The organism is Methylobacterium planeticum (assembly GCF_008806345.1).
In the GTDB taxonomy this organism is placed as follows: Bacteria; Pseudomonadota; Alphaproteobacteria; order Rhizobiales; family Beijerinckiaceae; genus Methylobacterium; species Methylobacterium planeticum.
In genome coordinates this window covers 130,184-145,762 of sequence record NZ_VZZJ01000008.1, presented here as the reverse complement: position 1 = coordinate 145,762, position 15,579 = coordinate 130,184, and the positions used below count along the sequence as shown (strand labels likewise).

Sequence of the window (15,579 nt, the reverse complement as noted above, 5' to 3'; positions counted from 1 at the left end):
GTCGCTCGGATCTGATCCGTGTTCGAATATCCCGTTCGAGTATCTATTGCCTGGCGAAGTAGTTGTTCCTGATCTGCTGCTGCAGGCTAGGCGCGCTGGCGACGGCAAGGTCGAATCCAGCTTTGTCGAGGGCGTAAGTTGCCCCTTCGCTTCGGGCAACGATCGTCGCGTTGCGAACCTCTCCGGTAATGAGGGCGCGCTCGCCGAAATAGCGGCCATTCCCCAGTGTCGCGACCACCGCGCTGCCAACGGTGCCGTCAACATGCACGTCGACTTCGCCCGCGTGCAGCAGGTAGAACCGATCGCCAATCTCGCCCTGACGGATGATGACATCGCCGATCCGGAAGGGGCGCCGCTCCATCTTCTCCGCCACCTGTCCCAGCTCTGCCGCGTCAAGTCCGGAGAAGAATTCGATCTTCGAGAGCATCTCGCAGAGAATTACCTGCTCGCGCACCATCACGTCCGAGACGATACGGCCGTCCACCAGTGAGACGATGCGGTCGGCACGGTCAAGGATGCGATTGTCGTGCGTTACCATCAGACATGACGCCCCAGTCTCGGCGATGTGCTCTTGGAGCAATCCGACAACCTCGCGCGTCGAGGCAAGGTCGAGGGCGGCGGTCGGCTCGTCTGCCAGGATCAGGCGCGGCGCGTTAACAAGAGCACGGGCGACCGCAACACGCTGGCGCTGGCCGCCAGACAGGGCGCTCGGCTTGTGGTGGGTGCGATGACCAAGCCCCACGCGCGTCAGCAGGCGCTCCGCCCGCGCCCGAGTTTCATCGGCAGGTCCGCGGCGCAATTGAGCGGCCATCATGACATTGTCGATCGCGCTGAGGGAGTCGAGCAGGTTATGCAACTGGAAGATGAAGCCAATTTCGCGACGCAACTCCATCAGTCCGGCCTCCGGGAGGCCGACCACGTCACGGCCGAGGACGCGCAACGTGCCGGACTGCCCGCTGCGAAGGGCACCGAGTAGGGTCAGCAACGTCGTCTTTCCCGAGCCGGACGGCCCCGTCATGATCACCAGCTGACCCGGGGGAATGGCGAGAGTGATATCAGTCAGAATTGGCGTGCGCATGTCGCCCGTCCCGAAGGCGTGCGACAGATCCGTTGCCGAGGCGAGGTTCTCCCCGGCCCGATCTAGCCGCCGCATGTTCGACATCCGAGAATCCCGTGTCAGAAGAGGTCGACCGGATCGACGCGCCTCAGCTTCTTGGCGCTGAAGATGGCGGCGGTGAGCCCCATTGCGACGACGATCGCCAGGATAGCGACCAAGTACTGGCTCTTGAGATCGAGGGGCAGCTTCGTCACCGAAGCCGCCACATGGTAGATCAGCAGCGTGACCGCGATCGACGGCAGGTAGGTCACGACGGCGAGCGCCACGGCGATGAAAGCGACGAGGTAACGAAAGAACGTGTGATCGTAACCAATTGCACGCAAGGCAGCGTATTCGCGGACGTTGTCGGCAATGATGCCATGCAGTACCTGTGAGATGAAGACGATGCCAACGAACACGCCGACGGCCAGCCCAACGTTGAAGATAAAACCAATCGGCGTGCGGTAGGCGTAGAAGTTGATCTCGTTGGCGATGAACTCATCCTTCAGGAAGATGCGGGCCCGCGGGCCGAGCTGACGTTGCAAAGCTTGCTTCGTCGCGACCGGATCAGCCCCATCCGCCACGCGCACGATCCCGAGCGACACGCGGTCCAGCGGCGCATGTAGATACCTGTAGAAGTTCAGATCAGAGGTGATGATGGTGCCGTCGGCACTGATCGTCGGCCCGATCTCAAAAGACCCGACCATCGTCAGCACGTACTGGGTCTCCGCTCCGGAGGCCGGCAGAACGAGATCGAGGTTGCCTGACCGGACAACGCGAGCAGCCAGATCACCGAGTTCGTAGCGCGAGTGCCGGTCGATGATTGCCGCGTGGGCCTGTCGCATCAGCGGAATGGCGCGATTGACATCGGGCAGGGTGAGGACCGGCTGGTTCGGGTCGAAGGCGTAGAGCCACGTGGTCAGGAAGTTGCCATCGGAGGGGTTCGCCACCTGTATGGTGCTCGCGTAGAGCGGCGAAGCGGACCGCACGCCAGCAACGCCACGTGCCTCGTAGAGCAGGCCACGGGGCATCCACGGTGGGTTGTAGGACATCGTCTGAAAGTCCGGCGAGGCGAGCACAATTTCACCGTCGAACGCCTTGGCGACGGCGACACCGCTGTCGTAAAGGGCGCCTTTGAAGCCGAGCTGTGTGAACATCAGAACGACAGCGACCATCACGCCGAGTAAGGCGGCCAGCAGCTTGGCACCGCGGTGGGTGAGCTGCCGGTAGGCAAGGCGCGCCGCCGCCGCAAGTTGGAAGGCCTGACCGAGGCGCGTGGTCATCGCTCGCCCTGAGCTGCGCTCAGCCGCACGGTCACCTCGGCGCCGATGATGGGCAGCAGTGGCTGGAGCGGCGTCACGTCTACCTCGACGATCCGGGCATCGCGGCCGACGAGGATGTCGGAGGACGATCGCTTCTGGCGATGAATCTCGTTCGCCACGCGGGTGACGGTGCCGGCAATCGGCGTCGGGAACTGCGGCCCCTCGATTGAGGCCTGCATACCAGGATGCAGGCGCCGCACCTGACCTTGATCGACCTCGGCGACCACGATCAGCCGGTCGAGGTCGCCGAGCCGCAAGATGCCCTCGCTCGCGACGACCTCACCGCTCCGGGTCTGGATCGATAGGATCGTCCCTGCCGATCGGGCCCGGATCTGGAGGCGCTCCATCGCCGCTTGCGCCCGTGCCACGTTTGCCTCGGCGACGGCCACCTGCCCTGCGGCGAGCTCGTCGTCTACCGAGCGCACCTCAGTCAGGGCCTTGAGGGCGTTTTGCGCCTGCTCGACCTCCTGTGTCAGTTGATCGAAGTTCGCCTTCTGTATATCGAGGGTCTGGATCGACCCGACGTTCCGTTGCACTAGCGTGGTCGCGCGGCTCCATTCCTTCTCAGCCCGGACGAGTTGCGCCCGGCGTGCGGCGAGCACGTTTGTCTGAGCGGCGACCTCTGCCTTCTTCCCAGCGCCGGCCTGGACCTGGGAGCGCTGCAGACGCGCAACCTGCAGGTTAGCGGTGGCGACCTCGAAGTCGGCGCGGGCCAGATCATATCCATTCAGGATGGCTAGCATTTGCCCCGGGGTGACCTTGGTTCCCGGCTCGACGAGAAGCCTGTCGATGATAGCCACCGTGCTCAGGCTCTCAGGCGGTCCACTCACGGCTATGACGCCGCCCTGCGGCTCGATGCGCCCACGAGCGATTACACTCTCGACAGTGTCCCCCCGCGCAAAGGCCGGGGCTGTCATTGTGCGTTCCTGCGCGCCTCCATCCGTCAAAGATAGTGAGGCCAGAAAGGCAACGCAAGACATTGCGAGAAAAACAACTGAGCGAGACATGATTATTAGTGCATTTGGCCAGCGATAAGTTCCAATATAAACTTTCATAATTCGGTTCTTGTCAAGATACTTGCTCGGATTGATTTGGCTTTGTCCGACGAGTCCAGTACGTATGAGCTTGGTGTAGTTAATTTTTCGCTTCGCATGAAAAAATGTTATATGGAAAAGGAAAGCAAATCTTCACTGATGCCTCTCGGACACACCGTTCGGCATTCGTAACGATCGACGAAACGGGAGCGAGGGTCGCCGACTCGTGAGGCTACAATTTCAACCTACACAAGAAATATCACAAGCAAGACGTCAACATGTTTGAGAATAAGACCGCACCGGCACGGGCGGACTAGGATCTAACAACCACTTTTTAAGTGGCGATCAGATTTCTTATACGCGCATGAGCGAGCAAATCCTCATCGCGCTGTTGCGATTTTCAACAAAATACGCCCATCCCGGTCGTACAACGTATCCTGCTTCATGCCTCGAAACGGACATCGGTCAGTAAGTCGGATTATGCCGGCTATAGTCGTTGAGACGGCGCATAGGGTCTGCATCAGGTACATCTGCTTGGGCAGGCAAGCATTGCTCGTCCATACCCTGAGGATCACAGCGTCGGAAACCAGTTTCCGTGAAATCCCGGCGGGATCCGGTGCGGCAACCGAATCGTGGCGATGGGTGGCGCGTCAAAAGATTGTGCGTCGAGAATGGCGAAGTCTGTCGTCTCGTTCACGGTGTCGATGACGAGCCCGACGAGCCATCCCTCATCCTCGCTTGCCTCCGCGGCGGCAGGTACGAATACGAACTCGCCCGGGATGTGGTGAGCGCCAAACTCGTGCACACGACGCTCGCCTGTCTCCAGATCATGCTTGTAGATCTTCGTCGCACCGGCAAGCTGCGGGTTGGCGTCGGACGGGACTGAGACCGTGTAGGCATAGCGATGGCTCTGCCCGAAGCGGCGCTCGTCGATGCGAGGGAACTCCTGAGGCGTGTGGTCGATCACGCGCCGTTCGACGTGCTTCGTCGAGGGGTCCACGGTCCAGCGTTCGAGCCGACCCAGCGTGTCGAGCTCACCGCCCGCCGAGGCGAACATCGTCGGGTAGGCGATCACGTCGAGGATCACCTGCCCGTCCGCAGCATCGAAGGCGTTGGCAGCGTGAAAGACGTAGCATGGCTCGACATCACACCAGGCGATCTCAGCGGCATTGCCGTGTCGTGGCAGCAGTCCCACACGCGCACGATGAGTCGGGTTCCAGCGAAACGGGAAGCGATGACCGGCGAGCACGGCCCGCATCGAGAAGGTGACGGGAAGATCCAGCACGATCGTGAACCGGGCCGTGATCGCGCAATCGTGGATGCAAGGACCATTTTCGACCGCGATCGGGACGTCGCGGACCACCCTGCCTTCCGCTGAGACGACAATGTGGTGGATGCTGTCCCAGACCCGCCCGTCATAGGCGATCGCGTGGGTCTCGCCGGTGAGCGGATCGCGGTGCGGGTGCCCGGAAAAGGGTCCGGCGAGCGTCCCGTCGAAGGGATTGTAGCACTGCTCCTCCAGGGTATCGGAGAGTTCGACGGGAAAGCTGCCGGCTTCCACCACGGCGAATACGCGGCCGCCGATGTCGACCACGTTGGTGTTGACGGTGTCGTTGCCGCCCCGACGCGGTCCGGGTGCGGCGGGCTGGCCGAGGGCCGCGGCCGCGGTGCGCGAGCCGATCCACCGATTGCGGTACCACAGGGCTTTGCCATCCTCGATGGAGAAACCGTGCACCATGCCGTCACCGAGAAACCAGTTGCTGCCCGCCGCGATCGGACGAACGGGATTGGCCCCCATCTTGAGGTACCGACCATTGAGCTGTGCCGGTATTGGCCCGATCACGGCGAGGTCCTGCAGCGTCAATTCCTCTCGCATCGGCTCGTGGACGCCGACCACGAAGGGATTTGGGCTCGTCAGCCGCCTCCGATTGTAGGCCGCCACCAGTTCGACGCCGCCCTCAAGGACGGCACGAACGACCGACTGAATGGGATTCGGCATGCGGTGCAATCCTGAGGCGTGTGGCGGGCAGGGACGCCCTCAAGCCGAGGACGGACCCTTTCCGATGACCGAGAGCGGGCGTGCAAACGCGTTCTCCAGCCTATCCGACGAGGACGACGGCTTTCCCCTCATGGGACGGATGGTCGATCTGACCGACGATGTATCCTGCCACGTCGGCGCGGGAGATCAGGCCATTTCGCCATGCCGACGGCTCGGTGAGGACCTTGTAGCGGCCCGTCGCGGCACCGCTCGTCAGGACGCCGGGTCTCACGAGCGTCCAGGCGAGGCCGCTCCTGCGGATCCGCATCTCCTGAGCGTCCTTGTCGTCGTAGGCGCGCCCGAAGACGAGCCGGAACGGCAGTCGCTGCAGAAGGCCGATCGCTTCCCGGCTGTCGCCCGCTCCGAAGCCCGTGACCGCGATGAGCCGGTGAACCCCCGTCTTCTCCATCGCGGGCACGAGCACGTTTGTCGCGTCGGAGAACAGGCGCACGGGACTGAAGAGATCCCGGCCCGGCACCCCGAGTGCCTGGACCACGACGTCGATCCCATCGAGGGCCTTTGCCACATCGCCGGAATCGACCGCGTCCCCGGTACAACATTCGAGGTTGGGGTCCGACAGCACCATGCTCGCCGCGGACCGCGCGAAGGCGCGCACGCGGTGCCCGGCCGCCAAGGCTGCCTTCGTGGTTTCCAGGCCGATGCCCTTACTGGCGCCGATAACGAGAACGTGAGCCATGCGTGCTTCCCGGGTGCCGATTAGCGAGAAGACCCTAGAATGGGATAGCACGCCATGTGGCCGCTTGACCGGTTCCGGCCGGCCCGTGACGAGCCTGAAGGCCGGAACGAATGCAGGTCTGAACGACTACGGACCGGGGGCCTTTCGTTTCCGTCTCCGAACAACCGCCTTCATCGGCCATGGACAAGATCGCCTACTTCGCCATCGCCCTGTTCGAAGCGGTCCTGGGCGTCTTCGGGATCCGGGGCCTGTACGAGCAGCCGCGCTACACCGTCGTCGAGCAGCTCGATCGCGGCGTTGAGATCCGGGCCTACGACGAGCGCCTCGCCGTCGAGACGAATTCGCGCGGGCAAGGCGACGGTGAGGCGTTCGGGCGGCTCTTCCGCTACATCACGGGCGCGAACCGAGGCGGCGGCCTCATTGCCATGACGGCTCCCGTGGAGGTCGGCGGGCGGCGCATCGCGATGACAGTACCGGTCGAGCAGGGCACCGCCGGCACCATGCGCTTCTTCCTGCCTCGCAAGGTCGCTCGAGCCGGGGCGCCCGAACCCACGGAAACGGGCGTGCGGCTGGTCCATGTCCCGGCCGAGTGCATGGCGGCGCTCCGATTCTCAGGGATCAGCACGCCCGAAGCCCGGGCCGAGCAAGAGCGCATCCTCTCCGAGGTGCTTGCGGCAACGTCCCGGAAGCCCGAAGGCCCTTCCATTTTCATGGGCTACGACCCACCCTTCTCGCTGCCGTTCCTGCGCCGAAACGAGGTCGCCGTGCGGCTCGAGCACGACCGACGGTGAACTCGCCACGGGGGCACCGGTACCGGGTCTAACATCGGCAGACGATCGCCGGCTGAGCCTGGCGTCTCCTCAAACCTTGATCCTGACATCTACTGTTCGAGGATCCAGTTCACCGCCTGTCGAAGATCCGGGACGGTCGCCGTCGGCGCTGGATCGACGCGGGCCTCATCGCCGGTCTTGTACTTGCCGGTTCTGACCAAGATTCCCGCTATGCCAGCCTGCATCGCGCCCGCAACGTCCGCCTCCACATCGTCACCGATCATCACCGTCTCCCGTGGTGAGGTCCCCAGGTCGGCCAAGGCAGCCGCGTAGAACGAGGCCGACGGCTTTCCGACGAGGAGGGCATCACGACGGCTTGCGAACTCCAGGGCCGCGACGAACGGGCCGGCATCCAGGCTCAGCTGCCCATCGGTGTCCTTGAACGTGCGGTTGCGCGCGAGCGCAATGAACGCGGCACCGGCCTCGATGAGGCGGAACGCTTCGTTGAGGGTCTGATAGGAGAACACCCCGCCGGCATCACCGACGATGACCGCGTCGACAGCGCCCTGGGATGGGACGTCGAAGTCTTCGAGCAAGGCGGGATGCACGAGGAAGTGAGGGGACAGGCCACGCTCCTGCATGAGCGTCCGTGCTGCGATCGCCGGAGTGAAGATGTCGCCACTGGCCGCCTCGATCCCCAGATGCTGCAGCGTTACGAGCAAGGCGCGACGCGGCTGCGATGTGGTGTTCGTGACGAAGCGAAGCGGTATGCCGTTTGCCCTCAGGTCCTTGATGCTGGCGACGGCATCGCCGATCGGCTCATCACCGATGAACACAACCCCGCTCAGATCGAGGAGGACACTGGCAAAGCGAGACATGGGCGGCAATAATCCCGTATGTGAGACCAGCGATCAGGGTTGGTAACGCGCCGACCGACCGCCGCGATGCCTGAACGAAGGTGACTGCTTCAGCTTCGCGCCCATCGTGGACACTGAGAGTGGCTCACTGAGCTCTCCAAAGCGGACGTTCTCGCTGACCGAGCACTTCGCCAAACAGATCATGTGCTCGGGCCCGCGCATTTGAGAAATTCGATCAAGGCCCTGAGCGGCGGAGGCACCTGCCTTCTGCCCGAGTAGAACAGGTGAAATCGCGGTGCGACCGGGCACCAATCCTCCAAGAAGCGCAGCAAGCGGCCTGCCGCGAGATGATGGGCGACGAGTTCCTCGAACATGAAGCCGATGCCGACCCCGTCGAGCGCAGCCCGCAGCATCAGGCGCGTCTCGTCCACGACGAGCGGCCCCGTCACCTCAACCTCGACGGCCTCACCGTCCTTCGCGAACTCCCAGGCGTAGCGGGACCCGTTCGGAAATCGACGTTCGATGCAGAGATGCGCCTGCAGGTCGGCCAGCGTACGGGGAGGCTCCCGGCCCTCCATGTAAGACGGGGCGGCGACGACGGCGAAGCGCCGGGCCGGGCCGACCGGAACGGCGATCATGCCAGGGGCGAGGCGCCGGTCGCGCCGTATTCCCGCATCGAAGCCTTCGCCGACGATATCCACCAACCCGTCGGTCGTGACGACTTCCAGCCGGATCTTCGGGTAGGCGGCTAGGAAACGGGCCACGATCGGCTCGAAGACGAGTTCCGCCACGATCCTCGGGGCGTTGATCCGAAGTGTCCCGGCAGGCTCGTCACGCAAGCTGCCGACCCTGTCGATCGCGGCGCCGACCTGATCGAGCGGTGATCCGATCCGCTCCAGCAACAACCGACCAGCCTCGGTCAGGGCGACCGATCGGCTCGTGCGATGGAAGAGCCGAACATCGAGGCCCTCCTCCAGGCCGCGGATCAGGTGGCTGAGCGCGGATGGCGTGACACCGCGGGTGGCGGCGGCGCGCCGAAAACTGCCGAGCCGCGCGACGGCCAGGAAGACCTCCAACGCCTGCAAGCTCGGGCGCGCCACGTTGAACCTTCCTCATCAATCTGGTGAGCAAACGCGGTTCTTTTCACCACGGACGGAACGCCGATCTCAAGCTCGTGCGGCAGGATCGATGCCGCGACAAGGTGGGAGGGCGATCTTGGCAGCCGACATTGGTGTTGGAATGATCGGGGCGAGCCCCGAGCGCGGCTGGGCGAAGCTGTCCCACGTGCCTGCCGTGCAGTCGCTGGCCGGGCTACGGCTAGCCGCCGTTCTCGGAAGCACGCGATCTTCGGCGGAGGCCTCTGCGCGAACGTTCGGGGCGACGCGGGCCTATGCCGAACCCGCCGATCTCTTCGGTGATCCGGCCGTCGACCTCGTGACGGTGGCTGTGAGGGTTCCGGCGCATCGCGAGCTGATTCTCGGCGCGCTCGCGGCCGGCAAGCACGTCTACTGCGAGTGGCCGCTCGGCCGGGATCTGGCCGAGGCCGAGGAACTGACCCTTGCTGCGCGAGATGCCGGCCGGACCGCTGTCATCGGGTTGCAGGCGCGGCGGAGCCCCGCCTTGCGGCATGCCGGAGACCTGGTCCGGTCAGGCGTTCTCGGGCGGGTGCTGAGCGCTCGCATCATCTCCGAAACCATCGCGTTCGGGCCGACCATCCCGGCGGCCGAGACGTACCTCGAGGAGCCTCGCAACGGCGCGACCCTCGTGACCATCCATGCCGGGCACGCGCTTGATGCAGCCTCCGCGGTTCTGGGGCCGCTGCTCGACGTGCAGGCGCTGACACGACGGCAGTTCGAACGCGTCGCCGTCGTGGGCGGGATGGACCCGATCGCTCGATCGACCCCCGACCTGATCCTGACCCAGTCGTCTCTGGAAGGCGGTGGCGCGCTGTCGGTCGAGATCGCCGGTGGCCGGACGCGGGACGCGCTGTTCCGCTTCGAGGTCATAGGCGACGGGGGAACGCTGGTGCTAGAGGGCGCGGCGCCGCGAGGCTTCCAATCCAGTCGACTGAGGCTGGCGCTGAACGGCCTGTCCGAACCCACCGATGAAGGCGAACTCACCGACTTGCCCGACGAGGCCGTGAACGTGGGCGGCGTCTACGCCGCCCTTAGAGAGTCCATCCGGACCGGATCAACGGCTACGGTCGGATTCGACCACGCCGTCCGGCTAACGCGATTTCTCCGCGACCTCGAAGCGTCAGCGAAGGACGGCCAGCGTCGGCTCGCCAGAGGATGGCCCGAGCACGTCGCGGGATCGGCAGGCTGAGGAGCGAACGATGCCTTTCGAGGATGCAACCGAACAGGCAGCTCTCGTGGCTGCGAAGGCGATTACGCCCGTCGAACTCGTGCAATCGCACCTCGACCGGATCGAGGCGGCCAATCCGAGGCTGAACGCGATCGTGACACTTGTCGCCGAGCGAGCCCTCGCCGAGGCACAGGCTGCGGAACGAGCGATCATGCGCGGTGATCCGCTCGGCCCTCTTCACGGCGTGCCGTTCACCGTCAAGGACTCGCTCGATACGGCTGAAGTGCCGACCCAGCGCGGCTCTCCGATCTTCGCAGGGCGCGTACCGAGCACCGACGCGACGAGCGTGGCCCGCTTGCGGCAGGCCGGCGCCATCCTGCTCGCGAAGACGAACCTGCCGGAGTTCTCCTTCGCGACCGAAACGGACAACCTGCTGATCGGGCGCACGAACAATCCCTGGAACCTGGAGCGCACCCCCGGTGGCTCCAGCGGCGGAGAATCGGCGGCCATCGCGGCCGGCATGTCGCCGTTGGGGCTGGGCAGCGACGTCGCCATCTCGTTACGGGGACCGGCCGCGCATACCGGCATCGTCGCCCTCAAAGCCACGCACGGCCGCATTCCCACGACGGAGCACTGGCCCCAAGTCCCGCGCCGCCTTTGGCATGTCGGGCCGATGGCCAGGAGCGTCCGCGACATCGCCCTGAGTTACTCGCTGCTGGCGGGGCCGGACGGGTCGGACGGCTACGCGAACAGTCCGCTGTCGTTCGGTGCGGGCTGCACTTCCGACCCTGCGCGAGCCCTGCGCGTGGGCTGGCTCGTCGCGCCGGGCTTCGGGCCGATCGCGCCGGACGTCGCGACGACCGTCGGCGATGCGGCCAGGGCGCTCGCCGAGGCTGGGTGTCTCGTCGAGCCCGTTCGCATCCCGGTCCTGGAAGAGATCAACGGCATCGACCTCTACCTGAACCTCCAGGGCCCGGAGACGAAACCGGTCATCGCCGAGGCGGTAGAGGGCCACGCCGATCAGGTCTTCGAACATGCCAAGCGGATCCTGGCGATGCCGGACCCGAGCGCTCGGGACTACGTCGCCGCCACTCAGGCGGTCGAACGCCTGCGCAGCGGGTTTGCGGATTACTTTCGGCGCTACGATGCGCTCCTGTGCCCGGTCACCCTGCTTTCGGCTCCGCCCCATGACCTGGCCGAGTTCGTGATCGGTGGCGAGACCGTCACGTCGCGTCACATCCTGCGCGCAACAGTTCCCTTCAACTTGACCGGCCTGCCCGCGCTCTCGATGCGTTTCGGCACGAGCGGCGACGGGATGCCGATCGGGATCCAGCTCGTCTCCCGCTGGTTCGCCGAGTCCACCGTCCTGAACGTCGCCGCGCGACTGGAAGCAGTCAGCAGGGTCGCGGGATTGCGGCCACCGCATTGACGTCGCCGCGCGGTGGTCGTGGACTGGCGCTCGACTGCGCCGGAGCGCCGAACGCTTGGATCTGGTCGCTTGCGGCCTGAAGAGTGAACGGTCGCGTTCAACATTCGATCGAGTCGAACGTCGAAGGATCGTGACATGGATATCGGACTGATCGGGCTCGGCGCGATGGGACGCGCCATGGCGAAGAACCTCGTGGCTGCGGGACATGGCGTGAAGGCCTGGAACCGCTCGGGCGGCCATGTCGAGGGCGTGACGATGGTGCACGCACCCGCGGACGCGTTCCGAGGTGACGCAGTGCTGACGATGCTGTCAGAGGACGCCGCGATCCGGACCGTGCTGCTGGACACGGGCGTCCTGGCGCAAGCCAAATCGGGTCTCGTCCACGTCGTGTCGTCCACGATCTCCGTGGCGTTCGCGCAGGAGCTTGTGCGAACGCATGAGGAAGCCGGGCTCGGCTACGTGTCCGCTCCGGTGCTCGGACGGCCCGATGTCGCCGCCAGGGGAGAATTGAACGTGCTCGCCGGCGGACCACCCGCGGCGGTCGTGACGGCGCAGCCAATCCTGGAGGCGATCGGCGGGCGGATCTGGGACATGGGCCCGGAGGCGCCGACCGCCAACGCGGCCAAGATCGCCTGCAACATGATGATCACCATGGCGATCGAGGCCATGGCCGAAGCGGTGGTCCTGACGGAGGCGAACGGCCTCGCCCGCGACCGCTTCTTCGAGGTGATCCTTGGGACGCTGTTTGGCAGCCGCTCCTATCAGGTCTACTCCGCCAACATCGCCAAGGGCGACTACGAGCCGGGCTTCAAGGCGACCCTCGGCCTGAAGGATCTTCGTCTCGCCCGCGAAGCCGCCGAAGCGGTCGGCGTAGGATTGCCAATGCTCGATGCGGTTCATCGGCAAATGTCGAAGACCGTCGATGGCGGTTGGGGCGACCGCGATTGGTCCGCGATGGCCGAGTTCACGATCCAGCAGGGGCGGCGGATATGACGGCCTCACCAGAGCCCGATGCGCCACACCTCCCTTTGGAGGCACGTGCATGACCAAAATGCTTGTCGTCTGCGCCGGAGATCGGACGTCATGGTTCGATCGGGACTACTACGCCACCAAGCATCTTGCTTTGGCGATGGAGTGCTGGGGCTCATACGGTCTGCAAGCCTGCGACGCCTTCTATCCGTCGAGCGGCGGTGACGGCTGGCTCTCCATCGGCGTGTACCGCTTCCGGGATGAAGCATGCATGGAGCGGGCGCTTGGTTCGGCGGAGACGGCGTGGGTCATGGCGGATGTCAAAAACTTCACTGATGCCACCATGATCATGCGCAGCATCTTTTCGCCGATGTGACCTGATCAGGGTGACTGATTGCTGGCTCGACAAGCTTAAGTGTTCGATCCCAAGGTGACGTCGGACGCACGGGCTGCGGCGACCGCGAGCCTGAACCGAAGCTTCGCCCTGATCGAGCAGACACTGTCGGATGGTCGCCCCTTCCTCACGGGCATGAGTTCCGCCCTGCCCGACGGATACCTGTTCGTTGTGCAGGCTTGGGCCCCGATGACCGGATTCGACCTGGGCCCGTTCCCGCGCCTCACCGACCTCGCCGGACGCGTCGCCACCCGACCCTCGGTCCGGGAAGCCCTGGCTGCGGAGCGGAAGCGGGAGGAACGCGCGTGACGCCATGCCAGCAGGTCGTTGATCCGACCCTGATCGAGGGCTGGAGCCGACGCGCGGTGCTCCTTGGATTGAGCATGGCCGGCTTGTCGGGCAAAGCAGGGGGATGTCCTCCACCGAGCTTGTCCCGCGTTCGTTCGGCACCCCTCGCCATTGGACGCACTACCTAGGATCCGGTCCGCCCGACGGACCACTGATGGTGTTCCTCCACGGCTGGCCGAGCATCGCCTTGATGTGGCGCGCCCAGATGGAGGCGTTCGCCACCGACGGGTGGCGCTGCATCGCTCCGGACCTGCGCGGCTTCGGTGGCTCGTCCGCACCCACGGCGAACGACGCGTATACCATCGAGAACGTCGTCGCCGACATGGCGGAGCTCCACGATCATCTGGGCGGCAAGCCCGCGATCTGGATTGGCCATGACTGGGGTTGCGTTGTGGCCGGCGCCTTGGCCGCGCATCATCCGCAGCGCAGCCGCGGGGTGGTGCTGACCTCGCTGGCCTATCAGCCCGCCGGGCACGCCCTGGAAACGCTCGTCCCGCTCGTCGACCGGACGATCTATCCGGCCGACCGGTATCCGGACGGCCATTGGGACTACTACCGCGACTACAACACGCACTTCGAGGCGGCGGTGGCGGACCTCGACGCGGACCGCAGGTCATCGCTGGCCTCGATCTTCCGCTCGGGCAGTCCCGAAAGCGTCGGCAAGGTCGCGCCGCTCGCGGTGGTCACGCGACGCGGGGGACGCTTCGGCGATGCGCACCGCGCCCCGCCGACCGCGCCGGACCCGGCGGTCTGGCCGGCGGCGGACTTCGACGCGCTGGTGCAAGCGTTCGAGGTCATCGGCTTCCGTCCGTCCTGCGCATGGTACCTGAACGACGATGCCGCGGTCGCCTACGCGCGGCAGGCCCCCGATCACGGCCGCCTCTCGCAGCCGGTGCTGTTCGTCGACGGCGACTTCGATCAGGTCTGCACCATCGCCGGCAACAGCCAGGGCGGCCCGATGCGCGCGGCCTGCCCCGACCTGACCGTCGTCAGCGTGGCCGCCGGACACTGGCTGCCGCTGGAGCGGGACGCGGAACACATCGACGCAATCCGCGCCTGGCTCCGGAGCAAAAGGCTCGACGGAGACGCACGATAGTGTCGGTCCGATCATCGAGCACTGCCCGTTCCACCCTCTTACTGGCTGCAGCGTCCACCCCCGGAGCCATCTCATGCCGCATGAACAAGTGACCGTCCGGACCCAGGATGGGGAGTGCCCCGCGCAGGTGCTGACGCCCGAGGGCGCCGGACCCTGGCCTGCCGCGATCATGTACATGGACGCCGGTGGGATCCGGCCCGCCATGGTCGAGATGGCGCAGCGGCTCGCGGATGTGGGTCACGTCGTGCTTCTGCCGGACCTCTTCTACCGCTACGGACCCTACGGGCCGTTCGTGCCCGCGGAGGTGTTCAAGGGCGACTTCCGCGCGATCCTCGGTCCGCTGATGGCCACGACCGGGAACGACAAGGCCGCCGAAGATACGGGCGCACTCCTCGCATACCTCGACACACGCAGTGACGTCGCGGGCCGCCAGGTCGGCGCGGTCGGCTTCTGCATGGGCGGGGGCATGGCGCTCGCCGCGGCGGCCGCGTTCCCGGACCGCTTCGCCACCGTGGCGAGTTTCCACGGCGGGAACCTCGCCACAGACGCGCCGACCAGCCCTCACCTGGGCGCACCGCGCATCAAGGCGGAGGTCTACGTCGCGGCCGCCGAGAACGACCGCAGCTACCCGCCCGAGATGGCCGCCAGGCTCGAAGCCGCGCTGACCGACGCCGGCGTGACGCTCCGCACCGAGACCTATCCCGCCGAACATGGCTGGATGATGCCGGACTTCCCCGTCTACGATCATGAGGCCGCCGAGCGTGGCTGGCGCGAGCTGAACGCGATGTACCATCGCGCGCTCCGTTGACCTTCGGGGCGGCAGGCGGTTCACCCGCGGAGAGAAAGCATGTTCACCCACGTCATGATCGGCAGCAACGACCTTGAGCGGGCCAGGGTCTTCTACGACGCCACCTTCACCGCGCTGGGCGGCAAGCTCGGTGCGATGGATGCCAGGGGCAGGTTAATCTACGCGCACGAAGGCGGTCGGCTGATGGTTTCGAAGCCGATTGATGGCAATCCGGCGACCGCGGCCAACGGTGGGACCATCGGCATCGCCGCCGCGAGCCCGGATCATGTTCTCGCGTGGCACAAGGCAGGCACCACGCACGGCGGCACCGCAATCGAGAGCCCACCCGCCGAGCGCCCGAACGGGGCCTTCGTCGCCTACCTCCGAGATCCGGACGGAAACAAGCTGACCGTGCGATCCAAGCCGTTGAAGTGACCA

Annotated in this window: 16 protein-coding genes; 9 read left to right on the top strand and 7 right to left on the bottom strand. The window is 65.5% G+C overall.

Features of this window, described 5'->3' with window-relative positions; genetic code table 11:
* Positions 1-43 precede the first annotated feature (43 nt).
* The 5 genes from F6X51_RS27865 to F6X51_RS12030 form a co-directional block, all read right to left on the bottom strand.
* Positions 44-1,162 (bottom strand): ABC transporter ATP-binding protein, encoded by a 1,119-nt coding sequence (locus F6X51_RS27865; RefSeq protein WP_191970090.1) that lies wholly within the window; start codon positions 1,160-1,162, stop codon positions 44-46.
* A 14-nt stretch (positions 1,163-1,176) separates the two neighbouring features.
* Complete coding sequence (locus tag F6X51_RS12045) at positions 1,177-2,379, bottom strand: FtsX-like permease family protein (protein WP_150963905.1); 1,203 nt, start codon at positions 2,377-2,379, stop codon at positions 1,177-1,179.
* Positions 2,376-3,335, bottom strand: a complete 960-nt coding sequence (locus tag F6X51_RS12040) for an efflux RND transporter periplasmic adaptor subunit (protein WP_191970089.1) — start codon at positions 3,333-3,335, stop codon at positions 2,376-2,378. The genes F6X51_RS12045 and F6X51_RS12040 overlap by 4 nt, the downstream gene beginning before the upstream one ends.
* A gap of 688 nt (positions 3,336-4,023) precedes the next feature.
* On the bottom strand, positions 4,024-5,451 hold the full coding sequence (locus F6X51_RS12035) for an 8'-apo-carotenoid 13,14-cleaving dioxygenase (protein ID WP_150963903.1): 1,428 nt from the start codon (positions 5,449-5,451) through the stop codon (positions 4,024-4,026).
* Positions 5,452-5,551: 100 nt separating this feature from the next.
* On the bottom strand, positions 5,552-6,187 hold the full coding sequence (locus tag F6X51_RS12030) for an NAD(P)-dependent oxidoreductase (RefSeq protein ID WP_150963902.1): 636 nt from the start codon (positions 6,185-6,187) through the stop codon (positions 5,552-5,554).
* 179 nt (positions 6,188-6,366) lie between these two features.
* On the opposite strand from F6X51_RS12030, the gene F6X51_RS12025 reads away from it, so the two are divergent.
* The gene (locus F6X51_RS12025) at positions 6,367-6,978 is read left to right on the top strand and encodes an SOUL family heme-binding protein (RefSeq protein WP_150963900.1); all 612 of its coding nucleotides are present in this window, start codon (positions 6,367-6,369) and stop codon (positions 6,976-6,978) included.
* An 89-nt stretch (positions 6,979-7,067) separates the two neighbouring features.
* On the opposite strand, the gene F6X51_RS12020 is transcribed toward F6X51_RS12025, so the two are convergent.
* Both F6X51_RS12020 and F6X51_RS12015 read right to left on the bottom strand, forming a co-directional pair.
* On the bottom strand, positions 7,068-7,835 hold the full coding sequence (locus F6X51_RS12020) for a TIGR01458 family HAD-type hydrolase (RefSeq protein ID WP_150963898.1): 768 nt from the start codon (positions 7,833-7,835) through the stop codon (positions 7,068-7,070).
* A gap of 179 nt (positions 7,836-8,014) precedes the next feature.
* Positions 8,015-8,914: a LysR family transcriptional regulator gene (locus F6X51_RS12015; RefSeq protein ID WP_150963896.1), complete on the bottom strand. Its 900-nt coding sequence runs from the start codon at positions 8,912-8,914 to the stop codon at positions 8,015-8,017.
* Between the two features lie 115 nt (positions 8,915-9,029).
* On the opposite strand from F6X51_RS12015, the gene F6X51_RS12010 reads away from it, so the two are divergent.
* From F6X51_RS12010 to F6X51_RS11975, 8 genes are all read left to right on the top strand, one after another.
* Positions 9,030-10,139, top strand: a complete 1,110-nt coding sequence (locus F6X51_RS12010) for a Gfo/Idh/MocA family protein (RefSeq protein WP_191970088.1) — start codon at positions 9,030-9,032, stop codon at positions 10,137-10,139.
* A 10-nt stretch (positions 10,140-10,149) separates the two neighbouring features.
* Positions 10,150-11,547 carry an amidase gene (locus F6X51_RS12005; RefSeq protein ID WP_150963892.1) on the top strand — a complete coding sequence of 466 codons (1,398 nt, stop codon included), beginning with the start codon at positions 10,150-10,152 and terminating at the stop codon, positions 11,545-11,547.
* A gap of 135 nt (positions 11,548-11,682) precedes the next feature.
* On the top strand, positions 11,683-12,540 hold the full coding sequence (locus F6X51_RS12000) for an NAD(P)-dependent oxidoreductase (RefSeq protein ID WP_150963890.1): 858 nt from the start codon (positions 11,683-11,685) through the stop codon (positions 12,538-12,540).
* 49 nt (positions 12,541-12,589) lie between these two features.
* Positions 12,590-12,892 (top strand): EthD family reductase, encoded by a 303-nt coding sequence (locus tag F6X51_RS11995; RefSeq protein ID WP_150963888.1) that lies wholly within the window; start codon positions 12,590-12,592, stop codon positions 12,890-12,892.
* 39 nt (positions 12,893-12,931) lie between these two features.
* The gene (locus tag F6X51_RS11990; protein WP_150963886.1) at positions 12,932-13,219 is read left to right on the top strand and encodes a glutathione S-transferase family protein; all 288 of its coding nucleotides are present in this window, start codon (positions 12,932-12,934) and stop codon (positions 13,217-13,219) included.
* A 193-nt stretch (positions 13,220-13,412) separates the two neighbouring features.
* Positions 13,413-14,354 (top strand): alpha/beta hydrolase, encoded by a 942-nt coding sequence (locus F6X51_RS11985; protein WP_210250301.1) that lies wholly within the window; start codon positions 13,413-13,415, stop codon positions 14,352-14,354.
* Between the two features lie 73 nt (positions 14,355-14,427).
* Complete coding sequence (locus tag F6X51_RS11980) at positions 14,428-15,162, top strand: dienelactone hydrolase family protein (RefSeq protein ID WP_150963874.1); 735 nt, start codon at positions 14,428-14,430, stop codon at positions 15,160-15,162.
* 39 nt (positions 15,163-15,201) lie between these two features.
* On the top strand, positions 15,202-15,576 hold the full coding sequence (locus tag F6X51_RS11975) for a VOC family protein (RefSeq protein WP_150963872.1): 375 nt from the start codon (positions 15,202-15,204) through the stop codon (positions 15,574-15,576).
* The last annotated feature ends 3 nt before the right edge of the window (positions 15,577-15,579 follow it).

Excerpts from the sequence above, each read along its gene's own strand:
- F6X51_RS12000 (WP_150963890.1), top strand. The coding sequence starts at position 11,683 with ATGGATATCGGACTGATCGGGCTCGGCGCGATGGGACGCGCCATGGCG.
- F6X51_RS12045 (WP_150963905.1), bottom strand. The coding sequence starts at position 2,379 with ATGACCACGCGCCTCGGTCAGGCCTTCCAACTTGCGGCGGCGGCGCGC.
- F6X51_RS12040 (WP_191970089.1), bottom strand. The coding sequence starts at position 3,335 with ATGACAGCCCCGGCCTTTGCGCGGGGGGACACTGTCGAGAGTGTAATC.
- F6X51_RS12030 (WP_150963902.1), bottom strand. The coding sequence starts at position 6,187 with ATGGCTCACGTTCTCGTTATCGGCGCCAGTAAGGGCATCGGCCTGGAA.
- F6X51_RS11985 (WP_210250301.1), top strand. The coding sequence starts at position 13,413 with ATGGTGTTCCTCCACGGCTGGCCGAGCATCGCCTTGATGTGGCGCGCC.
- F6X51_RS12020 (WP_150963898.1), bottom strand. The coding sequence starts at position 7,835 with ATGTCTCGCTTTGCCAGTGTCCTCCTCGATCTGAGCGGGGTTGTGTTC.
- F6X51_RS11995 (WP_150963888.1), top strand. The coding sequence starts at position 12,590 with ATGACCAAAATGCTTGTCGTCTGCGCCGGAGATCGGACGTCATGGTTC.
- F6X51_RS12025 (WP_150963900.1), top strand. The coding sequence starts at position 6,367 with ATGGACAAGATCGCCTACTTCGCCATCGCCCTGTTCGAAGCGGTCCTG.
- F6X51_RS27865 (WP_191970090.1), bottom strand. The coding sequence starts at position 1,162 with ATGTCGAACATGCGGCGGCTAGATCGGGCCGGGGAGAACCTCGCCTCG.
- F6X51_RS12005 (WP_150963892.1), top strand. The coding sequence starts at position 10,150 with ATGCCTTTCGAGGATGCAACCGAACAGGCAGCTCTCGTGGCTGCGAAG.
- F6X51_RS11975 (WP_150963872.1), top strand. The coding sequence starts at position 15,202 with ATGTTCACCCACGTCATGATCGGCAGCAACGACCTTGAGCGGGCCAGG.
- F6X51_RS11980 (WP_150963874.1), top strand. The coding sequence starts at position 14,428 with ATGCCGCATGAACAAGTGACCGTCCGGACCCAGGATGGGGAGTGCCCC.
- F6X51_RS12035 (WP_150963903.1), bottom strand. The coding sequence starts at position 5,451 with ATGCCGAATCCCATTCAGTCGGTCGTTCGTGCCGTCCTTGAGGGCGGC.